Genomic DNA, 21,437 nt, shown 5'->3' with positions numbered 1-21,437 from the left:
TTAGCTTAACAATAGTAAGGTTGGGTTACTTAATAATTCCTTAACTCTCATTAAGAATCTTCCGCCATCAGCACCATCAATGATTCTGTGGTCAACAGCTAGTGATAGTGGTAATGTGCTTGCAATTTTAATTTCATTTCCAACAACCCAAGGTTTCTTATCAATTTTACCAATTCCTAAAATTGCTAATTCAGGGTAGTTGATTACTGGTGTACCAAATGCGATACCTGCAGATCCAAAGTTAGTGATTGTAAATGTACCACCTGTTTGTTGGTCCATTGAAATCTTTCTAGCAATTGTATCATCTGCTAATGTACGGATTTGTGTAGCTAGTTCAAATACACTTAATCTATCAGCATTTTTAATATTTGGAACAATTAAACCGTCTGGTGTGTCAACTGCCATACCTAGGTTAATGAATTTTTTCATATATACTTCATCTGTATCATGGTTAAATGATGCATTGAAGATAGGGAATTCTTTTAATGCAATTAATACAGCTTTAGCAATTAAAGCCATATATGTTAATTTAATACCTTTAGATTCAGCAATAACTTTAGCTTCATTTCTGAAGTTAACAAGTGCATCCACATTAATTTCATCCATTAAAACTGTTTCAGGGATAATAGATTTAGAACGTGTCATAGCATTTGAAACTGCTTTACGTAATCTAGTGATTTTAACTACTTCAACATCACCTTGAGGTTTACCTGCAGCAGCAAAACTTGTTTGTGCAACTGGAGCTGCAGTTTGTGCTTTTTCTGGTGCTTGTTGTTGAGCTGGTGCTTGAGCAGGTGCTTTAGCATTTGCAACATCATCTTTTAAGACTCTGCCTTGTTCACCAGTACCTTTTACAGTTGCAATATCAAGACCCATATCGCTAGCTAATTTTCTAGCAACTGGAGATGCTAATACTTTACCTGTAGATTGTACAACTGCAACTTCTTCAGAACCACCGATGATTTCATCAGATACTTCGATTTCACCAACAACTCCTGCACCCTTTTTAGGTTCGCTTACTGGAGCTTGTGCTGGTGCTTGGTTTAATGATGCTAATGTTGCACCATTTTGTCCAATTAATACAACAGTTTCACCAACATGGATAACTTCACCTTCAGCTTTTCCTAATTTTAGGATTGTGCCATCAACTGGTGATGGTAATTCAGCGTTTACTTTATCAGTTTCAACAACTACTAAAGTTTCACCTTCTTTAACCTTGTCACCAACTTTGAAGTTCCAGCTTAAAACTGTTCCTTCATGGATACCTTCACCGATGTCAGCAAATTTAAAATCATATACTTCGCCTTGTTGCGCTTGTGCTTGTGCTACTGGAGCAGCTTGAGCAGGTGCTTGTGCTGGCGCTTCAGCTGCTTTAGGAGCAACCGGTGTACCAGATCCATCATCGATTGTAACAATAACTTGTCCAACATGAATTTCTTCACCTTCTTTAGCACCAAGTGATACGATTACACCATCAACTGGTGACGGTAATTCAGCGTTTACTTTATCAGTTTCAACAACTACTAAAGTTTCACCTTCTTTAACTTTATCGCCTACTTTAAAATTCCATTGTAAGACGGTACCTTCATGGATACCTTCGCCAATGTCTGCGAATTTAAATTCATACATAAATGTCGTACCTCCTTATGGTCTTGCTTTAGCTAATTTTCTAATATAAGCCGCAATTTTTTCTGGTTGAGGGAAATGATAATGTTCGCCTCTTGCTAGAGGTACTGTAATATCAAATCCTGTAAAACGAACTGGAGCAGCTTCTAATGAGAAGAATGCTTTTTCATTTACTAAAGAGATTAATTCAGCTGCTGGACCATATGATTTAACAGCTTCAGTAACTACCATAAATTTACCTGTTTTCTTAACTGAATTTAAGATTGTTTCTTCATCAATTGGAGAAATAGTTCTTAAGTCGATAATTTCAACAGAAATACCTTCAGCTTCAACAAGCTTAACAGCTTTTTCAACTTCACGTACAATTGATCCCCAAGCAACAACAGTCATGTCAGTTCCTTGTTTTGCAACTTTAGCTTTTCCAATTGGAATTTCATACATTTCAGCAGGAACTTCTTGTTTACCTGCTCTATAAATTCTCTTTGGTTCTAAGAATACTACTGGGTCTGGATCATTAATAGCTGCTAGTAATAAACCTTTTGCATCATATGGTGTAGAAGGTGTAACTACTTTTAATCCTGGAATTGAACCAAATAATACTTCAAGTGCTTCTGAGTGGTGCTCAAGTGCACGAATACCACCACCGTGTGGTAAACGTAATACCATTGGAACAGTAAATTGTCCACGGCTTCTATTACGCATACGTGCAGCGTGTGTTACTAAATCTGTATATCCTGGGAAAATAAATCCGTCAAATTGGATTTCAGCAATTGGTTTTAAACCATTGATTGCCATACCTACTGCAGAACCAACGATTGCTGATTCAGCAATTGGTGTATCAAATACACGGGTTTCACCGTATTTCTTTTGAAGGCCAGCAGTTACACGGAATACCCCACCTTCAAAACCAGCATCTTCACCAAATACAACGATTGATTCATCTTTTTCCATTGCTTGGTCAATAGCTTGGTTAATAGCTTCTAATAGTGTGATGATTGCCATATTACTTTACTCCTTCCAGATATTTTTTATGTTCTTCATATTGTTCTTTTAGTTGAGGTGTCATTTCAGCATATGTATGTTCGAAAATTTCAATTAACTCTACATTCGCTCCATAACTTTCAACTTTCTTGAATGTATCATTAATTTCTGCTAATACATCTTCTTCTAATTTTTGATCTTCTTCTTCAGTCCAATATCCTTTATTAATTAAATAAGTTTTGAATCTTTGGATTGGATCTTTTTTAGCCCATTCATTTTCTTCTTCTTTAGTTCTATAAATTGATGGGTCATCAGATGTAGTATGTGGTCCCATACGGTAAGTGAATGCTTCAATTAATGTTGGGCCTTCACCTTTTCTTGCACGGTCCATAGCTTCTTTAGTAGCAACATACATCGCTAACATATCGTTTCCATCTACTTGAACATAAGGAATACCGAATGCTACACCTTTTTGAGCTAAAGTTTCAGAGTTAGATGCTTTTCTAACTGGAGTTGAAATCGCCCATTGGTTATTTTGGATAACTGCAACAACCGGTGCTTTAAATGATGCTGCGAAGTTTAAACCTTCATAGAATTCACCGTGTGCTGTACCACCATCACCAATAGTAAATACTGTTACTTCATTTGTTTTTCTAATTTTTGATGCCATTGCAAGACCTGCTGCAATGTTTGATTGTGAACCAATAATAATGTTTGTAGGTAGAATTTTTACACCTTCTGGTTTGATTGATCCTCTTTCATTACCATACCAGTATAAGAACACATTTTCTAATTTATCTCCACGATATAGTAATGTGTTTAACTCTCTATACATTGGAGAGTTCCAATCTTGTGGTTCCATAGCTGCTGCCATACCGATTTGTGCAGCTTCTTGCCCCATGTTTGGTGCATAAGTTAACATACGACCTTGTCTTTGATATTGTAAAGCTTTAATATCTGCGTTACGACCTAAAACTGCAGTCTTATACATTTTTAACAATGTCTCTTTTGGTAACTTTGGTTCTTGTTTTTCATTAACCACTTTACCGTGTTGATCTAGTATTTGAAATTGCTTGTCTTTTGAAGCATCATATTTCTTTGCGATCATAATTTCCTCCTAATAAAAAGTTATTTTACAAGATGATTATATAACAAAAAAAACCTTTTAACATTAAAAAGGCTTTTTAAAACTTACGGTGTTAACCATTTATGTGTAATTTGCACACATTTATAATGTTTTGAAACTTATATTTAGGAATTTTTAACAACTATTCTATTAAAAATAGTTTTAATATTTAAAAATTCTCCTATAGCTCCCCAAACAAATGCATTACGTAGATCATTACTAGCCAAGTTAAATCCTTCTAAGTCAATATGGTATCCAAACTTTCTAACAAATAGATCCATAAATACAATAAGGGTTCTTGTATTACCTTCTCTTAGTGGATGAATCAACCATAAATCTACAATGAATTCTGCTAGATGAGAAATAAATTCTGACTTTGTTACAAATCTCCATGGATAATCTTTATACTTTAAATCAACTTGATTGAGTTCTTCTTCTATAGAATCAAAATCTGCAAATTGAACCATACCATCAGCTAGTATAAATTCAGATGTTGTCATATTAACTGTTCTAATTTTTCCAGCCCAATAAAATACATTATCAAAAAGCATTTTATGCACTGTTAAAAAATCAAATGCACTATTTATAAGTGGTGGATTTTTCTGTATTTTTAGCATTGCTAAGCCAAATTGATTGGCTGTATAAGTTTTTAATAATGCTTTATCTTGTATGCCCATAATGTTTACATGGGTATTCGTACCTGGATAAAAATATAGATCATTCATCGTATTTTCCTATTTAATGCAAAGACAGCCGTCTCAAAATCTATGATGTCTTTGGCATATAATTTCAATATATTATTTGCATATTCACTTGGTATACCACCACCAAAAGCATTATAAGAAATAGCCTTTTCAAGTTCTTTATACGCTCTTTCATACTGAGGAAGTTTTACTTCAAAAGGAATACCTTCTTCAATTACAACCTGTCTTAAAAATATATTTATGGCATCAGATATTCTTAGATTAAAGTTTTTTAAGATTTCTTCTGCCTTAGTTTTAGTATCTTCATCAATTCTTACGTTGATGTATTCTGTTTTTTTCATTTCATCACCAACCTTATTGTAACACATTTGTGTTACTTTATTCAATATATTTTTATCATTTTATTTTATGAATAAAAGTTCATACTTTTGTTTCATTTAATTTTGGTTTTTTATGGGAAAAATAAAGAAAAACTTGTAATTTCATCTAGAAACTACAAGTTTAGTTTTATCTTTTTGATTTATTTTTATGAAGAATTAAGATTAATTCTCTGAGTGATTTTGCTGCTACAGCATTTGATGCGCCACTTGGATCTAAGTATGGGGAAAGTTCAACAATATCAGCACCAACAATATTATTTAACTTTTCAAATTGATCAAATGCCCACAATAAATCCTTATATTGCATACCACCCGGTTCTGGTGTTCCAGTACCTGGGAATACTGCAGGATCTAATACATCTAAATCTATTGTAATATAAACTGGTTTATCCTTAATTTGATCAACAATTTCATCTAGACCATCAAAATCAAATTTTCTTTGAAATATATGTTTTTTTGCCCACTCAAATTCATGTTTATCACCACTTCTTATACCAAATTGAAATATTTTGTGGTCTCCTATGAATTTATGTGCTTGCCTCATAAATGTAGCATGTGAAAGTGCTCTACCAAAAAACTCTTCTCTTAAATCTGTATGCGCGTCTAAATGTATTACATGTAGATCACTATATTTTTCATGAAGCGCTTTAAGTACTGGATAAGTTACCAAATGCTCTCCACCAATCATCATAGGTAGTTTATTATCATTGATGATTGTTTTAGTAGCATTATAGACAACGTCTAGTGCATCTTCTACATGTCCTATTGGTAAATCTAAGTCTCCTGTATCTACCGTTTTATAATCTTTTAAATCGGCATCACGGTAAGGTGAATACCATTCAACACCTATCGAATCTACTCTTATTGCATTTCCTGCAAATCTTGTACCTGGTCTAAAGGATGTGGTAGCATCCATTGGTACAGAAAATATTACAACATCTGCCTCATCATATTCAGATTGGCAGGATTGAAACGATAAATCAACTTTATTTAACTTCATAAATCTCCCTCATATTTATACCATAGGTCTTTATCGACAACTTTTATATAACCATCCTCTGTATCAGAGAGTATGGTTGATCCTTGTTCCATGTAAAATTCTAAATCATCTAGAATTTCTTGGTTAATAATTTCACCAGGTATGACTAGTGGGATACCTGGTGGATATACCATAATATTTTCTGCTGCTACCTCATTTAAAGCATCTTCCAATCGAACATACTTTTTAGGTGCATGATAGGCCTCACGAGGCCTTGTATAACTATCTGGATATGTAAATCTAATTTTATGTTTAATTTTTATATCCTTTTGATAGTCTTTTAATTTTTTCAATCCACTAACAAAATTATCTAAATCTTTTTTTGTTGTACCAATTGATAATACTGCTAGTACTAAATGTGTTTCAGCTAATTCCATTTGAATATTAGATTCCATGCTTAATAAATTATATGCTTCAAATCCAGTAATTCCTATATCAGATACTTTAACCATTATTTTTGTTTCATCATAGTCAAAACCTTTTTGATTTATAATGTCTGATTTAGTAATCGCTTTAAATCCATCAATTTGATTAATCTCTTTACGAGCTTCATCAGCCATTTGAATTAGGTTATCTAAAAGTTTACTTCCTTTTGTTGCCATAAAACTTCTAGCTGTATCCAGTGATGCCATAAATAAAGATGAAGGTGATGTAGTTTGTAATACATTAAGTGTAGATTGAACTCTAGATGGTTCAACTAAGTTTCCTTTGGTAAGTAGTATTGATGACTGTGTTAAAGAACCAATTGTTTTATGAATACTACCTGCAGCCATATCAGCACCTGCTTCCATTGCAGACATGGGTAACTTATCATTAAAAATAAAATGTGAACCATGTGCCTCATCACATAGTACTAACATATTATGTTCATGGGCTATTTTTACAATTTCTTTTAGGTTAGATGCCACTCCAAAATATGTTGGGTTAATTACAAATATCGCTTTAGCATCCGGATGTTCTTCAATGGTTTCTTTTAGTTCATCAATATCAATGCCATTGGCTATCCCTAATTCGGTATCAATATAAGGTTTCATAAAAATTGGCATTGCACCTGATAGAATTAGTCCATTAATTGCTGACTTATGCACATTTCTTGGAATAATGATTTTTTCCTTTGCTCGAACAGATGCCATAATCATTGCCATAATACCTTGTGAGGTACCATTTAATAAAAAATATGCATGGTCTGCACCAAAAGCATCTGCAGCTAAGGCTTGTGCCTCTTTTATAACACCTTTTGGTTTAGATAAATTATCTAAGCCTCTTGGTGCATTTGCATCCAGTAAAAATGCATTCGTACCTAAATACTCTCTAAATTCATTATGAATAGAACCTAATTTATGTCCTGGAACATCTAAAGGTGTTGTTCCTGATTTTCCATATGCTTTAATTTTGTCAAAAAAGGGTGTTTTTTTCTGATCTAATTTTGCCACTGATTCACGCTCCTTTTATCTATTGATTTTATATGATTATCATACCATAATATTTTACATTCATACGTGTAGTTACTAATGTTAAAATACATTAATAATTTATTATAATATAAAATTTGTAATGGTTAATGTTATAATTACTTATACCAAACATATAAGGACAAATTAATGAAACATTATCTTAAAAACTCAATTACAATATTTGTAATCAGTTTCACTATCTTTATTTTTTTAGGTATTATATTTTTAAATTTAATATTTGGAAATTATTTATCCACGAGTACTTTAATAATAACTATTGTTACAACACTATTCATTAGTCTAATTTACTCTAGTTTAATAATATCCTTAATCAGTTTAGGATTTTTCATATTTAGCAAAAATAAATTAAAAGTAATAAATGATTTTATCTCATTTTTAGTTGATTTTAAGTTTTTATTTATAACTATTTTATTAAATTATATACTTATAATGTTAGCAATTAAATTTTCTAATGGATTACTCTTATTTTTAAATTTTAATATTTTATTAGCTTATTTTGCATATTTTATATCAAAAATAACTACCACAAAATTTGTTTTAAGATTCAAAATATTAAAGTACTTATTATTGTTAGTGTGGTTATTATTCTTACCAAATACATTTTATATATTTACAGATTTTATCCACCTACAAAATTATTTATTCTTTTCAAATCCCAGTGATTTGTCTTTAAATACATATATATATGATATAGAGTCTTGGGTTGTATTATTTTCTATTTCTATACTGAGTTTATATGGTGGTATTTTAGGTATCAAATCTTTTCAAAATATATTAAATACATTTAATATCAAATCCAAACATTTAAAATTAATAATTATTGAAAGCATATTTTTATTATCTAGTTTTGGTATTTATTTGGGTCGTTTTATAAGACTTAATTCATGGAACTTCTTAAATATATTCAATCATTTAAATGTTTTATCAAAGGCATTTACATGGATATTTATTTTAGGCTTTTTAATCATTCATAACGTTTTATATGTACTATTTAATAATGATAAATTTAAATTATCATTTTAAAAATTATTTGAGATATCAATTTTATTTATTTAGCGTATAATATCATTTACTAGGGGGTCATCTTCAATGAAAAACAAACAAAGATTAATATTTAAGATTGTTATAACGGCTAGTGTACTCGTATTTATATTTTCAATGCTTGCCCTTGTTTTTGACGAATTTTTAGCATCTACAATTGATGTAATCGGTATACGTATTGCAGCAATCATTATAGCTTTCGGTGCATTTGTTTCAAGTACTTTTTTTAGCTTACTTATTCTACAGCATAATACAACAGTTAGCCAAATAAATGATGATGTTAATAAGCGTGCCGAACTATTTAGAGAAATGCAGTTTACAGCATCAAACTATTCGATTATAGAGTTTATGGATCGTATGTTAATTTATAATGAATCTGAAAGATATATTGAGCGTTATGTACAAAAAAAGGACTATATTTTTCACATGGTTGAAGAAGGTATTGATATTAATCATGTTTCTAGTAATATTGAAAACTATAATTTTTTCTCATTTAAAATACCTTACCGTGTCATTGAAGGTAAAATGATTTCAAAAATTACATTTAAACAAATATACTTTGAACGTGAAAATAGAAGATACTTCTTTGTTCCACCAACAAATCATGCTTATGCTCGTGCATTTTTATTATTTAATGAACAAACAAAAAGAAATAATGTCATCATAAACTTAATTGTAAGAAAGGAAAGTAGTTTTTTTGACCCACATCTAATAAACGTATTTTCTAAGATTAAAATGGATATGACAATTACCAGTTTATTAGGTGTAGGTATTAATGGTATGAGTGAACTTTATTTTACTAACCCACTTCAAATTGAAGGCGATTTAACAAATACTTATAAAATCAACTCAGCAAACTTCATATTAAAGGGCATGCCATTTGTAGATAAAACGGTGTAGATAATTATGAAGTCTAAAGATAAGCTTAAAGAAATTAGATTAGATATCATAAATGACCCTGAACAAAAAGATTATACAAACATGGGTTGGTTACCTTTATATCAAGTAAGTAGTAAGTCTAAGATTATTATTGTAGGACAAGCACCTGGATTAAAGACCCAAAATAAAAATGTTGCCTGGCAAGATAAAAGTGGAAACCGATTAAGATCTTGGTTGGGTGTAGATGAATCTAACTTTTATGATACATCAAACTTTGCTCAACTACCCATGGACTTTTATTATCCTGGTAAAGGAAAAACTGGTGACCTGCCTCCTAGAAAAGGATTTGCACAAAAATGGCATCCAAAAATTTTAAATGAATTAAAGAATGTAAAACTAATTATTCTTATTGGAAATTATGCTCAAAAATATTATTTAGGTAATTTAAGTAAGAAAAACTTAACAGAAAATATTAAAAATTACCAATTATTTCTTCCTAAATTCTTTGTATTACCACATCCATCGCCACTAAACTTAAGATGGTTTATTAAAAATCCATGGTTTGAACAAGAAGTTTTATTAGAACTCAAATCATATGTTCATAAAATATTAAATGAAAAAAACTAGAGTAGGTGTATGAATACACATATACTCTAGTTTTTTTAAATTTAGATTTATAAATTATTTTTGATGAATTCTACAATTTGCTCAGTTTTTAATACTCTACCTGAAGATACAACTTTTCCATTAATAACTAAACCCGGTGTACTTAATACACCATGCTTCATAATCTCATTCATATCAGAGACCTGTTCTACTACTTCAGTAATTCCACAAATCTTTGCAGCCTCTACTGCATTTTCATAATTTGCTGTTGATTTTTTGCAACAACCACCTAATGCTTGTATTTTCATATTCATTTTCTCCTTTTAATTTAATTTTATTTGTAAGAAGTTAAATCCATATCCTATTACGATAATACCTATCATGACAACCATTATAAATGTAACTAATAATTTTTTCTTAACCACTCTATTTAACATAATTAACGATGGTATGGATAGTGTAGTTACCGCCATCATAAAAGCCATAATCGTACCTAAACCTACACCTTTTAAGAATAATGCTTCAGCAATAGGTAATGTTCCAAAAATATCTGCATAAAATGGCGCCCCAACTAAGGTTGCAATCAGTACAGAAAACGGATTATCTTGACCTAATACTGCTTGAATCCATGTTTCAGGTATCCAGTTATGTATGATACTTCCAATTCCCACACCAATAACAATATACCAAAACACCTTTTTATATGTTGATAAAGTTTCTTCTTTTGCATAGATCATACGCTCCTTAGTTGTGAGTGTTGGAGATTCAGTATCTATGTTTTCACCATTATAAACAAAATCTTGAATATGATTTCCAATACCTGTTTTTTCTATAATTGTGCCACCTATAACTGCAATAACTAATCCAGCAACCACATATGCTAAAGCAATATCAAACCCAAATACACTAGTAATTAGTACTAAAGCACCTAAATCAACAAGTGGGCTTGAAATTAAAAATGAAAAAGTCACACCACTTGATAACCCTGCTCGAGTAAACCCAATAAAAATCGGTATAGATGAACAACTACAAAATGGAGTTACAGTACCTAGTAGTGCTCCAATTATATTTGCACCAATTCCTTTAAATCGTCCGAGAATTCTTTTTGTTCTTTCGGGTGGAAAATAGCTTTGAATATATGAAATGATAAAAATCATTACACATAATAAAATTCCTATCTTAATAAAGTCATAGATAAAAAACTGAATCGATAAACCCCATCTTCCGTTAGCAAAATCAGTTCCAAACATCATATCTATTAGATTACCAATAAGGTCATTTAACCATCTCATACCTAATACTTGATTTGATATATATTCAATTATTGATTTAATAATATTCATATTTACTCCTAAAAATTAACTAATTTTGTTTATTATCAGCAGATAATAAACTCTTTAAATTAGAATTTAGATCTTTACATACACAATCATCTTTATCTTGAGTTAGCTTAAGAAAAAATATTATTAATTTTTTATGACTATCTTGATTTAATGCATACTTTACCCAAGAACCTTCTTTTTTTGCAACAACTAATTGTGCATCTGTTAGTATCTTCATGTGATAACTTAATGTTGATTGAGATATATGAACAAACTCTAAAAGATCACATGCGCACATCTGGCCACATGATAACATATCTAAAATTTTTAATCTGGTTTCATCAGAAATTGCTTTAATCATTGGTACAAAATCAGCATAAGATAAGTCCATATTAACTCCTTAATTTTTAACATATCGACAACTATCAATATGTTAATTATATATCTCATATCGATAGCTGTCAATGTGTTTTCTTAAAATATTTTTTTTGAAATATAAAAGACCTAACATTACTTTTATTAAAGTATCATATTAGGTCTAAAATTAAATTTTATTTCTTATTTTCGATAAAATTTTTAAATGTTTTATATCCACCTGCAATACTATAAACATTCTTAAAATTATGATTAATTAATATATTTTGAGTTGCATTACCTGTAACACCTTTGTTACAGTATGTAATAATGATGCTTTCTTTATCTAGAGTATGAAGTTTATCTCTTAATTCTTGGTGTGGAATATTAATTGCATTTTTAATATGTCCTGCTTCATATTGTTTAGGTACTCTTGTATCTATGATTGTATAGTTATTATTTGATTCAATTATTTTTAATACTTCAGATGGTGTTAATTGTTTTCTTTCGTGTTTAAGTGCATTGGTTAATATCATACCGGTATACATTACAGGATCTTTAGTTGTAGCAAAAGGCGGTGCATAAGCTAAATCTAGATCGACTAGGTTTTCTGCTGTTGCCCCTAATGTAATTGCTGTTACAAAAACATCAATTCTCTTATCTACACCTTCATAGCCAATAATTTGTGCACCTAAAATACGACCTGTATTTTTATCTGCAATCGCCTTAATAACCATTTCTTTGCCACCAAAGTATTCTGGTTTATTTGGTTTTATATTGTGACTTACTATGAAATCATATTTTTCATTTATAGCATCTTTTTCAGTAAGACCGGTTTGTGCAACACTTAAATCAAATATTTTATAAATAGAGGTACCTAATACACCTTTAAAGGTCATGTTTCCACCTGAGGCATTATGTCCTGCAATTCTTCCGGTTTTATTAGCAGTTGAACCAAGAGGTCTGTAAACATTTTTATTTAATAATAGATGGTAATGTTCAATACAATCTCCACAAGCATAAATATCATCTAAATTTGTCTGCATTTTTTCATCAACCAATATACCACCTAAATCACCTGTTTTTACGCCAGCTTTTAAAGCTAGATTGACATTAGGTTTAACACCAGTTGCTAGTATGACCATTTGAGATTCTATTTTTGAATGATTATTTACAATGATTTCATTTTCATTTATTTTTGTAACTTCAGAGTTTTTTAAAACACGCACACCATTTTTTAATAATTCTTTTTCTACGTGCGATGCCATATCACTATCTAATCCTGGTGATACTTGACTATTTTTTTCAATAACTACAACATCTAATCCAATTTCACGGAAATTTTCAGTAAGCTCTAATCCAATAAATCCACTACCAACAACAGATACACTTTTAACATTGTTTGATTGAATGTAGTTATGTATTTGGTGCATATTTTTTATATTTCTTAATGAGAATACATGCGGTAAATTATTACCTTCAATTTTAGGTAAAAATGCTGATGCACCGGTTGCAAAAATAAGTTTATCGTAAGTATCTAAAAATTCATCTCCTGTATTTAAGTTTTTTACCTTTAGTGTCTTATCTTTTGTATAAACTTCTAAAACTTCATGTCCTACATATATATCAATATTATATTTATCTTTAAAATATTTTGGATCTCTAGGTGTTAGTAGATTCGCATCATCTATCATGCCGCCTAAAAAATAAGGCATACCACAACCAGAATAAGATATATCAAAATCCTTTTCATAGATTACAATATTTGCATCCTCATCATTTCTTCTAGCCTTTGCAGCAGCTGAAGTTCCTGCTGCAACAGCACCTATTACAACTAATTTCATTGTTTTTTCTCCTTTTTTAATTTGTACATGCGGTTGTTATCAATTGATTTTCTTTCTTATAAATTAAATCTTTAAAATCATTAAATACCACTTCTATCATTTCATGATTCATTTCATAATATACCCATGTACCTTCTTTTTTAGACTTTAATATGTTTTGTTTTTCCATTAGTTTTAAGTGATAGCTTAAAGTGGGTTGAGTAATTGTAAAATACTCTAGTAATTGACATACACATAAGGGGCCATGTGCTAAAGTTTTTAGTATTTCAACTCTTACTGGATCAGATAACACTTTATAAAAGTTTGCGATTTTATTAATATTTTCTTTCATTTTTAACCTCTTTTTTACGAATAATAAATGCACTTATCATCGCACCTAAAATTGGACCAATAATATAAATAGATAAATGATTAAGTGCATTTCCTTTTTCAATAATTGCAGGAAATATTGAACGTGCCGGATTTAAGGATGCTCCAGTTAAATAAAATCCTATTAGAATCAATATAGTAATAGTTATTCCGATACTAATAGCCTTAAAATATAGACTCTTAAGTGAGATTAAATGAATAGTCCAAATTAATATACAAACAAGGAATGCTTCAACAATTATTCCAAATAATATGATGCCCCAAAGTGAATTATCAAAAATTATAACCTTATTTGCTCCTAATGTATTTTTATCTTTTAAAATAACAAAGAGTAATAATGATGCAAATAAACTTCCTAATAATTGAAATGCAATATAGAAAACAGATGTCCTAAACGATATTTTTTTCCTTAAATAAAAATTAATTGTAACTGCAGGATTAATATGTGCACCTGTTTTATCACCTATTAGTAAAATTGTGATAAATACAACAAAACCAAATGTTAAAGCAACAATATATATATTCTCATTTGAATAAACTGCAGATAAAATACCGAAAAAAACTAGTAAAAATGTGCCAATCATCTCATATATATATGTTTCAAATGTTTTCATATAATAGTCCTTTAAAATAAATATTAATAATATAGATAACTATCGATATATTATCATTCTTCGAAATAATTCTAATGAAGTTTGCATAATTTTCATGTAAAGTATTTGTAAAAAAGCCACACACCTTTAGAATAAAGGTATATGGCTATCTAATTTTATATTATTTACCGCATCTAGCTTAAAAGTGGCTGCCGAAAGTATGTAAGTTCTTATTTCACTTTATAATTGATGATATATGATATTATCAATATTCACAGTACCATTGACTACTTCAATTTTAATATGTAAATTTTCTTTATTAATTTCTGTTTCAAAAGTATTAAACTCAGTTTTTAGGTTAAAGTTTGTTTCAACAAGTGTCCAATCGTCTAAATTATTTGTTTTATAGTAAATATTAATTTTACTATCATAATTAAAGAAAGTTTCTGATCCGAATAATCTTGCATCAAACACTAATTTACCTACATAATCAAAAGGATCAACATTATAAATATATGCAGTTGGTGTACTTGGATAATCCGTTTTATTTCCTCTAAATCTTGCTACAACATTTCCATTAACATCAGAATTCATATAATTTAATTCCTTTTGTTGATGCATTATTAAAGTATGAACTTCTTTTACAATATATTCAATATTTCCGTATAATTGAAAGACTTCGTCTGTATCATAATCAAACCTGTCACTTTCAAAATCCAGTTTAATTGGTTCAATTATTTCTTCTTGATTTGGATACTTATTGGTTTGCCATGTAATATTATCAAGTGTTAGTCTATGACCCGAACTAATTTCTATTGATAAAGAAAAATCTCCCTCTATATTTAAGTTTTCTAAAATAAATGTTTTTCCTTTATTTGCTTCTGTATCATCTTTAAACTGTAGTGTAGTAATTAATTCATTATTAATAAATACTTTTATTTTTACATTAATTGCTTTATCATTGCCATTTACTTGAGGATATGTTGATTTTGGAGAAAATGGTAGCCTTGCATCAAATGATAAATATTTAATCCCATCACTTAGTAATGGTACATATATTCTACCCATTCCAGCTTGGGTAATTTCATTACCATATCCGCCGATTGTAATGGCGTTACCACCCAATTTCATACCTATATCGATACGTCCATTAGTTACATCCCAAACAACTTCATTAGTACCATGATAGAAAAAATCTTCATAAGAACTAAAGTTTTCACCATTGTCTTTAAGTGCTTGTAGTCCTTCAAAATTTTCTGTATAAATTGTTTCTGTTTGATTTTCAATTAATTGCCAAAGTGCTTTAATATTTAAATCATTTCCAGGCATTTTATGAGGTATTTGTTGATCCCAACCTATAAATTTATATCCTGGTTTAATTGGATCTTGTGGTTTAATAATATCAGCATCTTTATGATAAGTTAAATCTTCAATAATACTTCCACCATCTGTATCAAATATTATTGTATAGGTGATATCACCCCATAATGCTTTAATATTTAAATTATTAGCAGGCATTTTATTAGGTATTTCTTGATCCCAACCTAAAAATTCATATCCTAATTTTTGAGGGATTATATTAAGATCAATTACACTATTATAGTCTACTAATATATTATCAATTATATTACCACCATCTGTGTCAATAATTATTTCATATGTCAATACTTTCCATGAAGCATATAAATATATATCATGTTTAGGCATTAATTTAGGTACTTGTCCCCACCCTATAAATTCATGTCCTAATTTTGTTGGTGGATTAGGTAGTATTATTTCATCTCCTGCATTAAATGTTAAAGAATTTATATCACTACCACCTTCAGTTAGAAAATTTACTTTATATTCTAGTAAATCTTCATTTTTTAATTCATTGTCACACGCATACAAAAAAAGCATCATTGTCATCATAAAAATAAAAAAGATACTTTTTTTTATTTTTTTATGCATAGTTATAACTCCTTATAGATTTTTATGTAGTGCCATTATAACATTTATAATTATACTTTTAAAGCCATACATTATTTTATAAATAAAAGGTCTTTCTATTAATGAGTGTTTATTTTTACTCTCACTTTAAAAAAGACCTAATGTATACCTATATTATTAAATAATTATTCTTTAAACTTTAGAAGATGTCCCATCTTTTTTTGTTTTGTTTTTAAATATTCTAAATTTTTTTCATTATGATTTAGCATAATCGGTTCACGTGATGTTACTTCTAATCCGTAGCCAGATAGCCCTGATATTTTTAATGGATTATTTGTAATAAGTCTCATCTTAGATATTCCTAAATCTTTTAATATTAGTGCACCAATACCATAATCCCTTAGGTCTTCTTCAAAACCTAATGCAATATTTGCTTCTACTGTATCCATACCTAAATCTTGTAGGTGGTATGCTTTAATTTTATTAATTAATCCAATACCGCGACCTTCTTGACGCATATAAAGAAGTACGCCTTTACCAGCTTTTTCAATCTTTTTTAAGGCTTCTTGGAGTTGTTCACCACAATCACACTTTAATGAGCCAAATGCATCACCTGTTAAGCATTCTGAGTGTACACGCACTAAGATTTCTTCACCAGGTTTAATATCACCTTTTACTAATGCAACATGATGTTCGCCATTAATTGCATTTTCAAAGCCAACCATTTTAAAGTCACCAAATTTAGTAGGTAATTTAGCTTCAGCAGCTTTTTTAATTAAACTTTCATTGTTTCTTCTATACTCAATTAAGGAAGACACACTTATAATTTTTATATGATGTTGTTTTGAAAATTCAATGATTTCATTTAATCTCATTGGGTTTTTATCTTTATCAACTAATAAAGATAAAACTCCAAATTCACCAAGTTTAGCTAACTTTACAAGATCAACAATTGCCTCTTTATGCCCAACACGTTTTAATACGCCACCTAATCTAGAAATTACAGGATATATAACACCGTCTGGATAAAAGGTCTTGGTTTCATCTTGTTTCAGTATACTGTTAATTGTTTCATATATTGTATCGGGTTCACTAGCTTTTTTAATGTTTGTTGTTACAGTCATATTTTTTAATACAGCATCAGAACCATATGGTTCATAAACTGGACTTAAATTGGTTTTAGAAAATGCAAGTTTATCTCCAGTAAAATAAATAAACTTATCACAGTGTTGTTTAATAAATTTTATACTTTCTAATGTAACCTTATTAGCTGCATATATAATACTTCCTGTATTATCTAAATCATGATCATCAACGACAATGACTGGACTACCATGTTTGATTGCCTCTAAAGTTTCTATGATTGTGTTAAATTCCATAATAAAACCAACTCCTTATCTTAAAGTAAATTTTTAAAAAGATTAAATATATCTTACACCTAATTAACTAAATTAGGGATTATGACACTTTGATTACTTAAAATCATTTTAACACATTATATTTTTTACTCAAAGATCTTATTAAAAAAAGAAATTGCTAATTTAAACCATGTTTGATTATGGCTATGTAGTTTTTCATAGCCTTCAGGGTTTGACTTAAACTCATCACGCAAAACAGCTTTTGTTCCTAAAGAAAGACCGTGCTGTCCACTATGATAAAAGTGCGCATCAACTGTACAATTATATTTTCTTAAGGCATTAAATAGAAATAAACTATTTTCTACCTTAACTGACTGGTCGTCTACTGTATGAAATAAAAATGTTGGCGGCATTTTTTCTGTAACTTTTAACTCTAAAGAAAAATCTTTTCTTGTATCATCATTGATTGTGCTATATAACCTCGTAATAGATCCTTCATGTGCAAAATTCTCTTTTCCAGTAATTACAGGATATGCTAAAACTAAAGCATCTGGTTTTGCATTTATTTTATAGTTTTGGTGCATCACACCTAAACTTGCCATATAATGCCCACCCGATGAAAACCCACATAAAACGAATTGATCTTTTAATATTGGATATTCTAAATTACTTTTAATTAAATCTACAAATTGAGCAAGCTCATCTGTAGTATCTGGATGTTTAAGATGTGTTTGTCTATAATAAATAATACCTGCATGAAACCCATTTTCATGAAATGCCTCAACAATTGGTAGTGCTTCTCTTGGTGATGTATGGTTATAACCACCTCCTGGAGCAATTAATACAAATGGTCTTTTTTTATCATCCATGAAATATAGTTCTACATAATTATCTGTAGCTAGTTGTAATTTAATCATTTTGTAACCCTCATTATTTATATTGTTACATCTATTATACTTCAATTTTTTCATATCATAAAAACATCCTATAAAGTGCTTTGTTTTATAGGATGTTTGATAGAGTCTTTTTTTTCATAATTTCTATACCAGCATTAAGAGACTTACCATGAAAAATAATATTTTCTCCCTTAGATAGCTTAATAATAACATTACCTGATAGTCCTTCTTTAATTTTATGATCCATTTTACCAAATTTTGGGGCGGCTAGTGTTCCAAACTCATTAATGGTTGCTTTAACATCTAATATATATTTACCCTTCTTAAATTGATATGTCACTTCTTTTTCTTTAATCTTTTCAAACTTTATTTTAGATAAATTATAAGTTGCAAATCTATAATGTTTTCTATTGTGATATAAATTTACAATAAAGCCATCAAATTGTAATTTTAAATATGGAATAGTTGCAACCGATAGAAAAAATGAAGTGTTGGAATCATCAAAATGATTGGCCTGTATCCAAACATATTGGCTTGGAAATGATCTGCCATAATCTTTTTCAACATAACCTTTACAATCATTAAAATCAAGAATTAAATGATTATAGGTAATTACACCACTTACATCATGATTCATTGATAAAATGCCATGATAACACTCCATTTTAGGCAAATATGCAAATGGTCCCATAATGGAGGGTTGATAAAGTGATTTAGGTAGTGTAACCGGATTACTTATTTTATAAGATCCTTTAAGTATTACATCATCAGATATTAGATTAACACTAACACCTTCCAATGAAAAATAATTATCTTTTATTTTTATAGAAAAAGTATTTTTAGATGCATAAAAATCATTGATATCAAATCTAAAGTAATGATTACTTATTTCTTGTTTAACTTTATCATTACTATATACAAATACTTGGATAAAGGCATGCGCATCGTCTAATGCTTTAGATATACCGGGTATAAGTGCTAAAGATTGTTTCTGATTTTTTGAAACAACTTTAAAATACCAACCTTCAAAATATTTGTTTATATTCTTAAAACCTTGAAATCTATCATCTTTAAATACATTCTTCATTGATGGTGTCCTTTTTATTATTTATGTTTGTCTTATTTTAACTTATATTTAAATTATTTTATGAATGAAACTCTAATATATTCATGTAATGATTTAAATAGCTATTATAAAAATAAATAAGCTCATCAAGATGGGGTTAAAACATATTAATTATTATTTACACGATAGCTAGTGCACGTAAAACGATGTAAGTTACATAAGCTGTATAGATTAATACTAAGATAAATCCTTCTTTTTTAGATACCATATCTTTTGTGATTGCAAATACCACTGCAATGATTGTAATACCTAACATAATGAATGTATCGATTACAACATCACCATTGATACCAAGTGGTGTAAATAAACCAGATAAACCTAAAATGAATAAGATATTAAAGATATTAGATCCCACAAGGTTACCAAATGCAATTTCATTTTCACCTTTTTTAGCGGCAACTACTGATGTTACCATCTCAGGTAGTGAAGTACCTACAGCAACAACTGATAAACCAACTAGTGTGATTGCTTTTGTTGTAGACATACCAAATAGTCCAACTAATACGGTTGTTGCTAAATTACTTGCGCCCTCTGTCACCATATAACCACCCAAAGTAACACCCGCTAGACCAACAATAAGTAGCAAAACAGACTTTTTCATATTAAGTATTTTAAACTCAGTATCTTCATTTTCACTCTTACCAGATTTTATCATGATATAGATGTAAACAATAAAGGATATAAGTAATATAAGTGCTTCATACCAAACAATTCTTGTATCACTTTGGAAAAACAGTGCTAACACCAAAATTAATGCAGTGGAAAATAATAAATAAGGAAACTCTTTTCTATACATGGTATTAGATACTTTAACTGGTCTTACCAATGCTGTTAATCCTAAAATAAGTGTGATATTAACAATACTTGACCCTATGACATTACCCATTGCAATATCTGCTGTTGCACCTGGTGCAACAGTGAGTGATGCAATAAAACTTACTGCAAGTTCCGGTAGAGACGTACCAAAAGCAACTAATGTTAAACCAATCACTAAAGGTGATACTCTAAACTTTCTTGCAATGGATGAAGATGATGCAACAAAGAAATCTGCACCTTTAACTAAAAATATGAATCCTATGATAAGTAAACCAATGTTTATGACGTAATCCATGAGATGTTCCCTTCATAAAAAGACCTTAACAGACTTTTTTATCTTCTTTTTTGTAGAAGTTCTAACAAATAGTTATCTAAATAAAATGGATAAACTCTAAGTTTTTTAAAAGATACTTTTACATTCGAGAAGCATTTTAACATGCCTCATTTATGAAATCAAGCGTAATGGTTTAAACAAGTATATAAAATATACTTTAATGAATTGTATGTAAAATTTCTTCTATTTGAATTGACGCCTCTAAATTAGGCACAAGAGATAACTTAAAACAGATGCTGAATTTACGTTTTCTATATAACAAAATATTTTCACTAAATCTCAATTTATTTTGATTCCTTATCATACCACATGAAATCAATTACATAAGTTCCAGTTTCGAGGACTTTTTGAATATCTTATAAACCCTTTTAATTTTTTTCACCAAAGACTAAAAAACCTACCACAAAATATGGTAGGTTAATTGATTACTTGTTGGTAACCCGTACGGAATTCGAACCCGTGAATGCATGCGTGAAAGGCATGCGAGTTAACCGTTTCTCCAACGGGCCAATGGCGGAGCGAGAGGGATTTGAACCCTCGCACGGGGTTAACCGTCTAACGCGTTAGCAGTGCGCCCTCTTCGGCCTCTTGAGTATCGCTCCATCATAGGCATGATATAAAATCATGCCTTATTATATT

Annotated in this window: 21 protein-coding genes and 2 tRNA genes; 3 read left to right on the top strand and 20 right to left on the bottom strand. The window is 29.7% G+C overall.

Annotated features, from left to right (window positions below; translation table 11 throughout):
- From G324_RS07445 to G324_RS0106105, 7 genes are all read right to left on the bottom strand, one after another.
- On the bottom strand, positions 1–1,629 hold the full coding sequence (locus tag G324_RS07445) for a 2-oxo acid dehydrogenase subunit E2 (RefSeq protein ID WP_025725510.1): 1,629 nt from the start codon (positions 1,627–1,629) through the stop codon (positions 1–3).
- A 15-nt stretch (positions 1,630–1,644) separates the two neighbouring features.
- On the bottom strand, positions 1,645–2,628 hold the full coding sequence (locus tag G324_RS0106130; protein WP_025725509.1) for an alpha-ketoacid dehydrogenase subunit beta: 984 nt from the start codon (positions 2,626–2,628) through the stop codon (positions 1,645–1,647).
- 1 nt (position 2,629) lies between these two features.
- Positions 2,630–3,715, bottom strand: coding sequence for a pyruvate dehydrogenase (acetyl-transferring) E1 component subunit alpha (gene pdhA / locus G324_RS0106125; protein ID WP_025725508.1), 1,086 nt, complete (start codon positions 3,713–3,715; stop codon positions 2,630–2,632).
- A gap of 143 nt (positions 3,716–3,858) precedes the next feature.
- The gene (locus G324_RS07765; RefSeq protein WP_025725507.1) at positions 3,859–4,458 is read right to left on the bottom strand and encodes a Fic/DOC family protein; all 600 of its coding nucleotides are present in this window, start codon (positions 4,456–4,458) and stop codon (positions 3,859–3,861) included.
- Positions 4,455–4,778 carry a type II toxin-antitoxin system RelB/DinJ family antitoxin gene (locus G324_RS07760; protein WP_162146958.1) on the bottom strand — a complete coding sequence of 108 codons (324 nt, stop codon included), beginning with the start codon at positions 4,776–4,778 and terminating at the stop codon, positions 4,455–4,457. Before G324_RS07760 ends, G324_RS07765 begins: the two co-directional genes overlap by 4 nt.
- Positions 4,779–4,944: 166 nt before the next feature.
- Positions 4,945–5,817, bottom strand: coding sequence for an agmatinase (speB, locus tag G324_RS0106110; RefSeq protein ID WP_025725505.1), 873 nt, complete (start codon positions 5,815–5,817; stop codon positions 4,945–4,947).
- Positions 5,814–7,289, bottom strand: a complete 1,476-nt coding sequence (locus G324_RS0106105; RefSeq protein ID WP_162146957.1) for an aminotransferase class I/II-fold pyridoxal phosphate-dependent enzyme — start codon at positions 7,287–7,289, stop codon at positions 5,814–5,816. Before G324_RS0106105 ends, speB begins: the two co-directional genes overlap by 4 nt.
- A 168-nt stretch (positions 7,290–7,457) precedes the next feature.
- Between G324_RS0106105 and G324_RS0106100 the strand changes: the two genes are divergently transcribed.
- From G324_RS0106100 to G324_RS0106090, 3 genes are all read left to right on the top strand, one after another.
- Positions 7,458–8,354: a DUF1361 domain-containing protein gene (locus tag G324_RS0106100; RefSeq protein WP_025725503.1), complete on the top strand. Its 897-nt coding sequence runs from the start codon at positions 7,458–7,460 to the stop codon at positions 8,352–8,354.
- Positions 8,355–8,420: 66 nt separating this feature from the next.
- Positions 8,421–9,272 (top strand): hypothetical protein, encoded by an 852-nt coding sequence (locus G324_RS0106095; RefSeq protein WP_025725502.1) that lies wholly within the window; start codon positions 8,421–8,423, stop codon positions 9,270–9,272.
- Positions 9,273–9,278: 6 nt separating this feature from the next.
- Complete coding sequence (locus tag G324_RS0106090) at positions 9,279–9,878, top strand: uracil-DNA glycosylase family protein (protein WP_035357603.1); 600 nt, start codon at positions 9,279–9,281, stop codon at positions 9,876–9,878.
- Between the two features lie 47 nt (positions 9,879–9,925).
- Here G324_RS0106090 and G324_RS0106085 read toward each other — a convergent pair whose 3' ends face one another.
- The 13 genes from G324_RS0106085 to G324_RS0106025 all read right to left on the bottom strand — a co-directional run bounded on the left by G324_RS0106085 (position 9,926) and on the right by G324_RS0106025 (position 21,400).
- Positions 9,926–10,165, bottom strand: coding sequence for a thioredoxin family protein (locus G324_RS0106085; protein ID WP_025725500.1), 240 nt, complete (start codon positions 10,163–10,165; stop codon positions 9,926–9,928).
- A 15-nt stretch (positions 10,166–10,180) separates the two neighbouring features.
- Positions 10,181–11,200, bottom strand: a complete 1,020-nt coding sequence (locus G324_RS0106080) for a permease (protein WP_025725499.1) — start codon at positions 11,198–11,200, stop codon at positions 10,181–10,183.
- A 19-nt stretch (positions 11,201–11,219) separates the two neighbouring features.
- A complete protein-coding gene (locus G324_RS0106075) occupies positions 11,220–11,570 on the bottom strand; it encodes an ArsR/SmtB family transcription factor (RefSeq protein ID WP_025725498.1) in 351 nt (116 codons plus the stop codon).
- A 160-nt stretch (positions 11,571–11,730) separates the two neighbouring features.
- Positions 11,731–13,377: an FAD-dependent oxidoreductase gene (locus G324_RS0106070; protein WP_025725497.1), complete on the bottom strand. Its 1,647-nt coding sequence runs from the start codon at positions 13,375–13,377 to the stop codon at positions 11,731–11,733.
- A 16-nt stretch (positions 13,378–13,393) separates the two neighbouring features.
- Positions 13,394–13,708 carry an ArsR/SmtB family transcription factor gene (locus G324_RS07430; RefSeq protein ID WP_025725496.1) on the bottom strand — a complete coding sequence of 105 codons (315 nt, stop codon included), beginning with the start codon at positions 13,706–13,708 and terminating at the stop codon, positions 13,394–13,396.
- Positions 13,692–14,360, bottom strand: a complete 669-nt coding sequence (locus G324_RS0106060; RefSeq protein ID WP_025725495.1) for an MIP/aquaporin family protein — start codon at positions 14,358–14,360, stop codon at positions 13,692–13,694. Before G324_RS0106060 ends, G324_RS07430 begins: the two co-directional genes overlap by 17 nt.
- Before the next feature lie 219 nt (positions 14,361–14,579).
- Complete coding sequence (locus tag G324_RS0106055; protein ID WP_025725494.1) at positions 14,580–16,289, bottom strand: InlB B-repeat-containing protein; 1,710 nt, start codon at positions 16,287–16,289, stop codon at positions 14,580–14,582.
- A 164-nt stretch (positions 16,290–16,453) separates the two neighbouring features.
- The gene (gene ribA, locus G324_RS0106050) at positions 16,454–17,647 is read right to left on the bottom strand and encodes a GTP cyclohydrolase II (RefSeq protein WP_035357600.1); all 1,194 of its coding nucleotides are present in this window, start codon (positions 17,645–17,647) and stop codon (positions 16,454–16,456) included.
- Between the two features lie 125 nt (positions 17,648–17,772).
- Complete coding sequence (locus G324_RS07425; RefSeq protein WP_025725492.1) at positions 17,773–18,543, bottom strand: alpha/beta hydrolase; 771 nt, start codon at positions 18,541–18,543, stop codon at positions 17,773–17,775.
- An 85-nt stretch (positions 18,544–18,628) separates the two neighbouring features.
- Positions 18,629–19,609, bottom strand: a complete 981-nt coding sequence (locus G324_RS0106040) for a tocopherol cyclase family protein (RefSeq protein WP_025725491.1) — start codon at positions 19,607–19,609, stop codon at positions 18,629–18,631.
- 157 nt (positions 19,610–19,766) lie between these two features.
- A complete protein-coding gene (locus tag G324_RS0106035; RefSeq protein ID WP_025725490.1) occupies positions 19,767–20,759 on the bottom strand; it encodes a calcium/sodium antiporter in 993 nt (330 codons plus the stop codon).
- Between the two features lie 472 nt (positions 20,760–21,231).
- A tRNA-Glu gene (locus G324_RS0106030) sits at positions 21,232–21,307 on the bottom strand.
- Between the two features lie 2 nt (positions 21,308–21,309).
- Positions 21,310–21,400: transfer RNA gene (locus tag G324_RS0106025), tRNA-Ser, on the bottom strand.
- Positions 21,401–21,437 lie beyond the last annotated feature (37 nt).

This window comes from Acholeplasma granularum ATCC 19168 (assembly GCF_000526235.1).
In the GTDB taxonomy this organism is placed as follows: domain Bacteria; phylum Bacillota_I; class Bacilli_A; order Acholeplasmatales; family Acholeplasmataceae; genus Acholeplasma; species Acholeplasma granularum.
The sequence above is the reverse complement of the archived record's forward strand: the minus strand, read 5'-3'. Positions and strand labels throughout refer to the sequence as shown.

What these genes read in the sequence shown, in the direction of transcription:
- G324_RS07425 (WP_025725492.1), bottom strand. Translation starts at nt 18,543, where the DNA reads ATGATTAAATTACAACTAGCTACAGATAATTATGTAGAACTATATTTC.
- G324_RS0106060 (WP_025725495.1), bottom strand. Translation starts at nt 14,360, where the DNA reads ATGAAAACATTTGAAACATATATATATGAGATGATTGGCACATTTTTA.
- G324_RS0106085 (WP_025725500.1), bottom strand. Translation starts at nt 10,165, where the DNA reads ATGAAAATACAAGCATTAGGTGGTTGTTGCAAAAAATCAACAGCAAAT.
- G324_RS07445 (WP_025725510.1), bottom strand. Translation starts at nt 1,629, where the DNA reads ATGTATGAATTTAAATTCGCAGACATTGGCGAAGGTATCCATGAAGGT.
- G324_RS07430 (WP_025725496.1), bottom strand. Translation starts at nt 13,708, where the DNA reads ATGAAAGAAAATATTAATAAAATCGCAAACTTTTATAAAGTGTTATCT.
- G324_RS0106070 (WP_025725497.1), bottom strand. Translation starts at nt 13,377, where the DNA reads ATGAAATTAGTTGTAATAGGTGCTGTTGCAGCAGGAACTTCAGCTGCT.
- G324_RS0106055 (WP_025725494.1), bottom strand. Translation starts at nt 16,289, where the DNA reads ATGCATAAAAAAATAAAAAAAAGTATCTTTTTTATTTTTATGATGACA.
- G324_RS0106095 (WP_025725502.1), top strand. Translation starts at nt 8,421, where the DNA reads ATGAAAAACAAACAAAGATTAATATTTAAGATTGTTATAACGGCTAGT.
- G324_RS0106100 (WP_025725503.1), top strand. Translation starts at nt 7,458, where the DNA reads ATGAAACATTATCTTAAAAACTCAATTACAATATTTGTAATCAGTTTC.
- pdhA (WP_025725508.1), bottom strand. Translation starts at nt 3,715, where the DNA reads ATGATCGCAAAGAAATATGATGCTTCAAAAGACAAGCAATTTCAAATA.
- G324_RS0106035 (WP_025725490.1), bottom strand. Translation starts at nt 20,759, where the DNA reads ATGGATTACGTCATAAACATTGGTTTACTTATCATAGGATTCATATTT.
- G324_RS0106130 (WP_025725509.1), bottom strand. Translation starts at nt 2,628, where the DNA reads ATGGCAATCATCACACTATTAGAAGCTATTAACCAAGCTATTGACCAA.
- ribA (WP_035357600.1), bottom strand. Translation starts at nt 17,647, where the DNA reads ATGGAATTTAACACAATCATAGAAACTTTAGAGGCAATCAAACATGGT.
- G324_RS0106090 (WP_035357603.1), top strand. Translation starts at nt 9,279, where the DNA reads ATGAAGTCTAAAGATAAGCTTAAAGAAATTAGATTAGATATCATAAAT.
- G324_RS07760 (WP_162146958.1), bottom strand. Translation starts at nt 4,778, where the DNA reads ATGAAAAAAACAGAATACATCAACGTAAGAATTGATGAAGATACTAAA.
- G324_RS0106075 (WP_025725498.1), bottom strand. Translation starts at nt 11,570, where the DNA reads ATGGACTTATCTTATGCTGATTTTGTACCAATGATTAAAGCAATTTCT.
- G324_RS07765 (WP_025725507.1), bottom strand. Translation starts at nt 4,458, where the DNA reads ATGAATGATCTATATTTTTATCCAGGTACGAATACCCATGTAAACATT.
- G324_RS0106080 (WP_025725499.1), bottom strand. Translation starts at nt 11,200, where the DNA reads ATGAATATTATTAAATCAATAATTGAATATATATCAAATCAAGTATTA.
- speB (WP_025725505.1), bottom strand. Translation starts at nt 5,817, where the DNA reads ATGAAGTTAAATAAAGTTGATTTATCGTTTCAATCCTGCCAATCTGAA.
- G324_RS0106040 (WP_025725491.1), bottom strand. Translation starts at nt 19,609, where the DNA reads ATGAAGAATGTATTTAAAGATGATAGATTTCAAGGTTTTAAGAATATA.